General features: G+C 64.9%; 9 protein-coding genes. 7 read left to right on the forward strand and 2 right to left on the reverse strand.

What is annotated here, in order from left to right:
• Positions 1-31: 31 nt before the first annotated feature.
• Positions 32-1,249 carry a hypothetical protein gene (locus I6F21_RS23025; protein WP_225140506.1) on the forward strand — a complete coding sequence of 406 codons (1,218 nt, stop codon included), beginning with the start codon at positions 32-34 and terminating at the stop codon, positions 1,247-1,249.
• 126 nt (positions 1,250-1,375) lie between these two features.
• Here the strand turns inward: I6F21_RS23025 and I6F21_RS23030 are convergent, their stop codons facing one another.
• Positions 1,376-1,681, reverse strand: a complete 306-nt coding sequence (locus I6F21_RS23030) for a hypothetical protein (protein ID WP_036014324.1) — start codon at positions 1,679-1,681, stop codon at positions 1,376-1,378.
• A gap of 193 nt (positions 1,682-1,874) precedes the next feature.
• Between I6F21_RS23030 and I6F21_RS23035 the strand changes: the two genes are divergently transcribed.
• The 5 genes from I6F21_RS23035 (at position 1,875) to I6F21_RS23055 (ending at position 7,206) form a co-directional block, all read left to right on the forward strand.
• On the forward strand, positions 1,875-2,354 hold the full coding sequence (locus I6F21_RS23035) for a hypothetical protein (RefSeq protein WP_036014322.1): 480 nt from the start codon (positions 1,875-1,877) through the stop codon (positions 2,352-2,354).
• A 344-nt stretch (positions 2,355-2,698) separates the two neighbouring features.
• The gene (locus I6F21_RS23040) at positions 2,699-3,646 is read left to right on the forward strand and encodes a TAXI family TRAP transporter solute-binding subunit (protein ID WP_225140505.1); all 948 of its coding nucleotides are present in this window, start codon (positions 2,699-2,701) and stop codon (positions 3,644-3,646) included.
• A gap of 162 nt (positions 3,647-3,808) precedes the next feature.
• Positions 3,809-5,929 (forward strand): TRAP transporter permease, encoded by a 2,121-nt coding sequence (locus I6F21_RS23045; protein ID WP_036039900.1) that lies wholly within the window; start codon positions 3,809-3,811, stop codon positions 5,927-5,929.
• Positions 5,890-6,303 carry a DUF1850 domain-containing protein gene (locus I6F21_RS23050; RefSeq protein WP_036039902.1) on the forward strand — a complete coding sequence of 138 codons (414 nt, stop codon included), beginning with the start codon at positions 5,890-5,892 and terminating at the stop codon, positions 6,301-6,303. The genes I6F21_RS23045 and I6F21_RS23050 overlap by 40 nt, the downstream gene beginning before the upstream one ends.
• 96 nt (positions 6,304-6,399) lie before the next feature.
• The gene (locus I6F21_RS23055; RefSeq protein WP_225140504.1) at positions 6,400-7,206 is read left to right on the forward strand and encodes a glucose 1-dehydrogenase; all 807 of its coding nucleotides are present in this window, start codon (positions 6,400-6,402) and stop codon (positions 7,204-7,206) included.
• A gap of 78 nt (positions 7,207-7,284) precedes the next feature.
• Here the strand turns inward: I6F21_RS23055 and I6F21_RS23060 are convergent, their stop codons facing one another.
• The gene (locus I6F21_RS23060) at positions 7,285-7,785 is read right to left on the reverse strand and encodes an antibiotic biosynthesis monooxygenase family protein (protein WP_225140503.1); all 501 of its coding nucleotides are present in this window, start codon (positions 7,783-7,785) and stop codon (positions 7,285-7,287) included.
• Here I6F21_RS23060 and I6F21_RS23065 point away from each other — a divergent pair.
• A partial coding sequence (locus tag I6F21_RS23065) for an FAD-binding protein (protein ID WP_225183454.1) occupies positions 7,772-8,126 on the forward strand: 355 nt, incomplete at its 3' end. The genes I6F21_RS23060 and I6F21_RS23065 overlap by 14 nt on opposite strands.

The following is an 8,126-nucleotide window of genomic DNA, read 5'->3' on the forward strand; positions in this document are numbered from 1 at the left end:
ACGGTTACCGGATGCCTGCTAAGAAGGCAGCATGCATCATTCGATTCGAAATAAATTGGCGCTGGTTCCGCTCGCGCTCGTCCTGATCTCGCCTGCGGCGCGCGGCGCCGAGGCCGACGCGCTGTCGCCCGCCGTTCGCAATGCCAACGCCCAGCTGCTGTCGCAGTTTTTCGCGCAAGGCGCGGGGGCTTCGCCGGCCGTGCTCGAATATCGCCGCAAGCTCGCGGAATATCAGGCCGCGCGCGCCGCCTTCGATGCCGAGGCCGGCGCCTATTGGAGCCAGATCTCGGAGAAGCGGAAGGCCCGCAACGCCAAGCGGCGCAATGGGCAGCAGATCACGCTCGATGATTACGTGCTGGAGCATCCGCCGCTCTATACCGGGCCGAAGAAGCCGGTGAATCCGGAGCCGGAGGAAACGCCGGATCGCCCCGCGAGAAGACCGATCCCCGTGGTCGCCGATTTCCTGCGTGCGGCGCAGGAACTCTACCAGTTCACGCCGCAACGCCCGTCCAGCGAGCTCGAGTTCAAGCGCGCCTATGCGCGCTACGCTCTGGCCCATGGCCTGACGCGCGAGCAGGCGGTGCGGGTCTATTCGTTCGAGACCGGCGGCACCGGCAGTTACGACGTGCAGGCGGGCATCGAGCATGGCGGCAAGCGCGCGATCTCGACCGCGATGGGCTACAACCAGCTGCTCACCACCAACAGCGTCGAGCTGCTCGCCGAGCAGGGCCATGAACTGATCCGCGCGCTGTCCGAGAAGGTGACGCGCACATCTGGACCGGCGCGGCATGCGCTCGAGCACAAGCTCACTGTCCTGAAGAAGATGGTGGCGCACGCGAAGTCGGTGCCCGATACCTGGTCGGAGCACGAGAAGATGGGCGCCACCCCGCAGGGCTGGGCCATGCATGCGATGGTGCTCGACGTCGACATCGGACCGATGCTGCAGACCCACAAGCTGCTGACTTCGGTGCATTTCGCCCGCGCCAAGGGACACTCGCGCCCGCTGTCGGCGGCCGAGCTCGAGATGATGAACCTCACCGGCGACGGCACCGGCCTCGACATGGTGACGATGCCGCAAGCGATGCGCGAGCGGGTGCCGACCTCGAATTTCTTCCAGCGCGGCGGCTATGAGCGCAACCCAGTCGCGATCCGCCACAACACGGTGGCGAAGCTGCTGGCCATAACCGACGAGCGCATGGACGTGAACAGCGGCAAACCCGGCGCAAGGGAATTGGCAGGGGCGTTCTAGGACGCTGGCGTAGGGTGGGCAAAGCGAAGCGTGCCCACCATTGTTGATTTGACGATATGAGATTGTGGGCACGGCGCTAACGCGCCTTTGCCCACCCTACGCTCTGTCGCCTGCGAGCGCGGGCCCCTACTGATCCGGCCCGAACTTGAACTTGCCGTCACCCTCCAGATACGGACCGGTGCGCATGTAGAGCTGGCCGTTCTGGCCGATGAAGAACAGTGTGCCCTTGGGCACCTTCTTGGCGCCCTTCAAGAGCTCGCCGGCGTTGCTGGTGCCCATCTTGTAGGAATAGGTCTTGCCCTCCCTGTCGTAGGCGTAGCCGGTGTCGGTCTTCAGCTCCCAGGGCGTCGCTGCGGTTTGCGCCAATGCGGGCGCTACCAATGCGCCGAGCGCGGCTGCGAGTGCAAATGTCTTGATTGAAAATGCCGTCATCCCATCCTCCCAAGATCGGGACATTCCATGATTGAACAAATCACGAACGATGCGTCCCGGTCAACTTGCGATAGCGCCGCAGCGCATCACGTCTTGCCCAGCAGTTTGTGATTTTCCCTCCGTCCCCTCGCGACTATGTTCCGCTTTCCGTTTAGAACGCAACTCGACAAAAATATTGGTGGGGATGATTCGAATGAACCTAGTCGTCAAAGCCTGCTCGGCTGCCGCGCTGTTGCTCACGGCGCTGGCGCCGGCCGCCCAAGCCGATGACTACCGGCTCAGCCACAACCAGCGGATTTCGTGCAGCCGCGGCCTTGCCCCGGGCAAGCTGAACACGGCGACCTGCAAGTCCTACACCTATCTCTTCAACACCAGGACCTCGGAATATTTCCGCTGCCAGGTCTCCCTGGCGCTGACCCGCGACAACAAGGAAGTCATCAACGTCCAGACCGACGGCGGCTGCACCAAGAAACCGCGCATTTTCGAGACCGACGGCAAGTACGATTTCGACGCCACCGAGACCGAGCCGCCGAACACCAATTCGTTCTTCGGCCCCGGCGGCTATTCGGTCTGGGCCGCCGACGTCGGCGCGCAGAAGGTGCGCGGCTGCATCACCATCTCCTCCGGCCTCGGCTCCGACATCTCCAAATGCCTGGACATGACGTTCCAGTGAGCGAGCGCTCGATAGCCACTGCGTAGACGGTGCGCTCCCTGCCCCGCCTACGGGGGAGGGCTGGGGAGAGGTGTCTCCGCATCGGGACAATCTCCTAGAGGAGAAAACCCTCACCCGCGCCTTCGGCGCGACCTCTCCCGCAAGCGGGAGAGGTGACCGAGCAAGCCGCTCCGACTCGAACCTAACGCGACTCCAGTCCCGCTGCGCCACCTCGCCGCACCGTCCGGTTCCCAAAAACCCAGCGGGAACGGCCCTTTGCCGCAGTCCTGTTTTGCCTTTTGGATGGGTTGACCCGCATCCCTCATCCGGCCAATTTCGCCGCCGGTTTGGGGAGAACAACAACCATGAAACGGACGATTTTCGGCGCGGCCGCGGCTCTGGCTCTGGCGGCGTCGGCACCTTGCGCCCAGGCGCAATCCTTCATCAACGTGCTGACCGGCGGCACCTCGGGCGTCTACTATCCGCTCGGGGTCGCGATCGGAAAGATCTACGGCGAAAAGATTCCGAACGTGAAGACGCAGGTGCAGGCCACCAAGGCGTCGGTGGAGAACCTGATCCTGCTGCAGCAGGGCCGCGGCGAGCTGGCGTTCACGCTGGGCGACTCGCTGAAGGCCGCCTGGGACGGCGAGGAGGAGGCGGGCTTCAAGACCAAGCTCGACAAGCTGCGCACCATCGGCGCGATCTATCCGAACTACATCCAGATCGTCGCGACCGCGGACAGCGGCATCAAGACGCTCGCCGACCTCAAGGGCAAGAGCCTGTCGGTCGGTGCGCCGAAATCGGGCACGGAGCTGAACTCCCGCGCGATCCTGGCTGCTGATGGCATGAGCTACAAGGAGCTCGGCAAGGTCGAATATCTGCCCTTTGCCGAATCCGTCGATCTCATGAAGAACCGGCAGCTCAACGCCACGCTGCAATCGGCCGGGCTCGGCGTTGCCTCGCTGAAGGACCTCTCGACCTCGAGCCCGATCACGGTGGTGTCGGTGCCGAAGGAGACCGTCGACAAGATCGGCCCGCCCTTCGTGGCGGCGACTATTCCGGCCAACACCTATACCGGCCAGGACAAGGACGTGCCGACTGCGGCCGTGATCAATTATCTGGTCACCAGCTCCGCCGTCTCGGACGATCTCGCCTATCAGATGACCAAGCTGGTCTATGAATCGCTGCCCGAACTCGTCACTGCGCACGCGGCCGGCAAGGAGATCAAGCTCGAGACCGCCGCCACCGGCAGCCCGGTCCCGCTGCACCCCGGCGCGATCCGCTATTATAAGGAAAAGGGGCTGATCAAGTAATCAGCTCCTGTCGTCGGACGTCATGGCCGGGCTTGTCCCGGCCATCCACGTTCTGCGGCTGTGCATGGAAGTTTCGTGGATGCCCGGGACAAGCCCGGGCATGACGGCTCGGGACATACCGTGCCAATGCTACAAGCGCTCGACGATTGGGGATGGGCTGAGATGCTGGAAAAGGCAGAGGGGACTGAGATCGCGCCCGACAAGGTCAAGGTCGAGTTCGACAATTTCGAGCATGGCTTCCCAGAAGGCTTCGGCCCGGGCTGGTGGGGCCGGCTCGCCTACTGGATCGGCATCGCGTTCGCGATCTTCCAGCTCTACGTCGCCGCCTTCAACTATCTGCCGAGTCAGGTGGTGCGCGGCGTCCATGTCGGCTTCCTGCTCCTGCTCACCTTCGGCCTGATCGCCAACTTCACCGCGAAGAGCAATTTCGGCCGTGCGCTGGGCTGGGCGATCGGCGCCGCCGGCTTCTACTGCGGTCTCTACCAATGGATCTTCTATGCCGACCTGATCGCGCGCGACGGGGATCCGACCAGGCTCGATCTCGCCGTCGGCACCCTACTCGCGGTGCTGATCTTCGAGGGCACGCGGCGGCTGATGGGCGCGGCGCTGCCGCTGATGTGCGGTGCGTGTCTCGTCTATTGGTTTTTCGGTCAGTACCTGCCGTCGCCGCTCAACCATCGCGGCTATGATTTCGACCAGATCGTCACGCATTTGTCGTTCGGCACCGAAGGCTTTTACGGCGTGCCGGTCTACGTCTCCGCGACCTACATCTTCCTGTTCATCCTGTTCGGCTCGTTCCTGGAGCGCGCCGGCATGATCCAGCTGTTCACCGATGTCTCGCTCGGCCTGTTCGGCCGCACCCGCGGTGGACCTGCCAAGGTCGCGGTGTTCGCCTCGGGCATGATGGGGACCATCTCCGGCTCGGGCGTCGCCAACGTCGTCACCGTCGGCCAGTTCACGATTCCCTTGATGATCAGGTTCGGCTACCGCCGCGCCTTCGCGGCCGGCGTCGAGGCGACGGCCTCGATGGGCGGCCAGATCATGCCGCCGGTGATGGGGGCGGTCGCCTTCATCATGGCCGAGACGCTCGGCGTGCAATATTCGGAGATCGTCAAGGCCGCCGCGATCCCCGCGATCCTCTATTTCGCCTCCGCGTTCTGGATGGTGCATTTGGAAGCCGGCAAGCACGGCCTCGTCGGCATGAAGCGCTCGGAGATCCCGAGCGCCTGGAAGGCGCTGGTGACGCGCTGGTACCTCGTGCTGCCGCTCGCGGCGCTGGTCTACATGCTGTTCGAGGGTTTTACGCCGCTCTATGCCGGCAGCATGGGCCTTGCGCTGACGGTGACGCTGATCCTCGGCACCGCCATCACGACGGGCGCCTCCTCGAACGTGATCCGGACCATCTTCTGGGTCGGGCTCGCGCTCGTCGTCGCGGCACTGTCGCGCGACGGCCTCCAGATCGTGCCGGTCGCGACCGTCGTGGTCGGCCTGATCGTGATCACGGCGTTCGTGCGCGGCGGCTTTGCGGCGTTGCGGGCCTGCCGCGATGCGCTGGCCGAGAGCGCGAAATCCGCCATCACCGTCGGCATGGCCTGCGCCATCGTCGGCGTCATCATCGGCATGATGTCGCAGACCGGCGTCGGCACCATCTTCGGCGGCTGGGTGATCGGACTCGGCGAGAAGAGCCTGTTCCTGGCGCTGGTCATGACCATGCTGCTGTCGATCCTGCTCGGCACCGGCATCCCGACCATCCCGACCTACATCATCACTGCCGCGCTCGCAGCTCCCGCGCTGGCCAAGCTCGGCGTGCCCTTGATCGCGAGCCACATGTTCGCATTCTATTACGGCATCATGGCCGACCTCTCGCCGCCGGTGGCGCTCGCCGCGCTTGCGGCGGCGCCGATCGCCAAGGAGAACCCGGACAAGATCGGCTGGGAGGCGATGCGCATCGCGCTCGCCGGCTACGTCATTCCCTTCATCTTCGTCTATTCGCCGGCCTTGATGCTGCAGGCCGGCGATCCCATGGCGGCCAAGCTCGGCTTCTACGGCGCGGTGGCGCTGGCGAGCTTGAAGGCGCTGGTGGCGATCGGCCTGTTCGGCATGGCCGCGATCGGCTTCCTGTTCACGCGGCTGACGCTGATCGAGCGCCTGGTCGCGCTCGGCGCCGCGTTCTGCCTGCTCGGCGAATTCCCCTTCAGCGACACTGCGGGCTTCGTGCTCGCCGCCGCGCTGGTGCTGTGGCAATGGCGGCAGCGTCCGCCGGCGCCGGTCGAGGCGGTGTGAGCCTCTGTCTTGCGACAGCGGGCGGCGTGAAAGCGCTGACGCTGTCCGCGTTCACGCTTGTCTGGACGCATTCGATCGCGAAGGTCGAATGGCAGGAAGACTGGCGCCTCACACCCGCCGGCCTCGAGCTGGTGCAAGCCCGCGTCAAGGGCACCGGCCCCGGCATGGAGCCGCCGGCCGAGGCGCGGCTGGTCGACGGCTGGTTTCAATGGCGGCCGCAGCGTGCGCCGATGCCGGAATTGGTGCTCGGCAATTCCGGCGCGGCCGGAGAATGGCGACTGTGCCATGACGGGACGTGCCGGACATTGTCCGAGATTGTCGGGCATCCCATTGGTGCTAACGTCATGGCGATGAGCATCTGCAAAGAACCGTAGCCCGGATGGAGCGGAAGCGTAATCCGGCACCACTGCCCCGGATTGCGCTGCGCTCCATCCGGGCTACAAGAAGAACAACAACACGGGAGACACGCGATGGATCGGCTCAAGGGCAAGGTTGCGATGGTGGTGGGGGCCGGCTCGATCGGTCCCGGCTGGGGCAACGGCAAGGCGACCGCGGTGACCTTTGCGCGCGAGGGCGCGCAGGTGTTCTGCGTCGATCGCAACGGTGCCGCGGCCGAGGAGACCGCCAGGATCATCAGCGGCGAGGGCGGCAAGGCGATTGCGTTCACGGCCGACGTGGCGCGCGCCGGCGAGATCGAGGCGATGGTCGCGGCGTGCCTCAAGGCCTATGGCCGCATCGACGTGCTCGACAACAATGTCGGCATCGCCGAGATGGGCAGTGTCGTCGAGGTGAGCGAAGAAAGCTGGGACCGCGTCTTCAGCGTCAACCTCAAGAGCGCCTATCTCGCCATGAAGCACGTGATCCCTGTTATGGTGAAGCAGGGCGGCGGCTCGATCATCAACATCTCCTCGATCGCCTCGATCCGCCACATGGGCATCTCCTACGTCACCTACGGCGCCTCGAAAGCGGCGATGAACCAGATGACGCGCACCACAGCGATCGAGTTCGCGCGCCATCACGTCCGGGTCAACGCGATCCTGCCCGGCCTGATGAAGACGCCGATGGTCGAGCGCTCCGCCGGCCTCGCCGCCAGCTACGCCAAGGGCGATGTCGAGGCGATGTGGCGCGCGCGCGACGCCCAGGTGCCGATGGGCCATATGGGCGATGCATTCGACGTCGCCAACGCCGCGCTGTTCCTGGCCTCGGACGAGTCGAAATACGTGACGGGCATCGAGCTCGTTGTCGACGGCGGGATCACGTGCAAGGCCGGGGCTTGATCCAGCCCCAGCTTGCACGCAGCCCGCCGCTGCGAGTCATAGGCGATCGCCCTGGCTCGCAAGGAGGAAGCAGATCATTCACAGCAAGGTGTATTGCGCGCGTTCGCGCCTGGTCAGCAGCGGCAGCGCCTGTTCCGCGATGTAGCTCTTGAAATGCGCGCTCTCCTGGTGCGCCCTAAAGGCGTCTTCGTCGCCGAACAACTCGTAGAAGAGGAACTGGGCCGGATTGTCCTTGGCGCGCGAGATCAGGAACAGCTTGACGCCTGGCTCGCGCTGCGCCTGAGGGAGGAAGCCGCGCAGGATTTCAGCAACCCGGTCGACCTCTTCGGCCTTTGCTTCCCATTGCGCCACGACGAGAAGTCCGCCGCCGATGGCCGGGTGGCCGGTCTGTTGATTCATTGCCTGTTCGATCATGATGGAGCTCCCTGAGAATTCTCCATTCGATAGCGCGGCTCTGGGCGACAATGGTTCGATGAACATCGTAGTGCGAATGTCGCCGAACGGCCCGACGTTCCGTCGTGGGTCGAATTGATTTCCTGCGCGAATTTCGCTACCGCCTTTTCCCGTGGATACGCTCAAGGTCAGAGACGCCAAAGACGTCGAAGAGGTGGTGCGCGCGGCGATCGCGAGCGAGCAGCCGCTCGAGATCATCGGCCATGGCGGCAAGCGCGGCATCGGCCACGCCATGGCGACCAACGCCGTGCTCGACGTCTCCGCGCTCAATGCCGTCACCGCCTACGAGCCGAACGAGCTCATCATCACGCTCCAGGCCGGCGCGCCGCTGGCCGACGTGCTGGCGCTGATCGACGCCAAGAATCAGCAATTCGCCTTCGAGCCTGTAAACACCGCCCCGCTGCTCGGCACGCCGGCAACAGGCACCATCGGCGGCATGATCGCGGCCGGGCTCGCCGGGCCGCGAT

This window comes from Bradyrhizobium sp. NBAIM03 (genome assembly GCF_020194055.1).
Taxonomy (GTDB): domain Bacteria; phylum Pseudomonadota; class Alphaproteobacteria; order Rhizobiales; family Xanthobacteraceae; genus Bradyrhizobium; species Bradyrhizobium yuanmingense.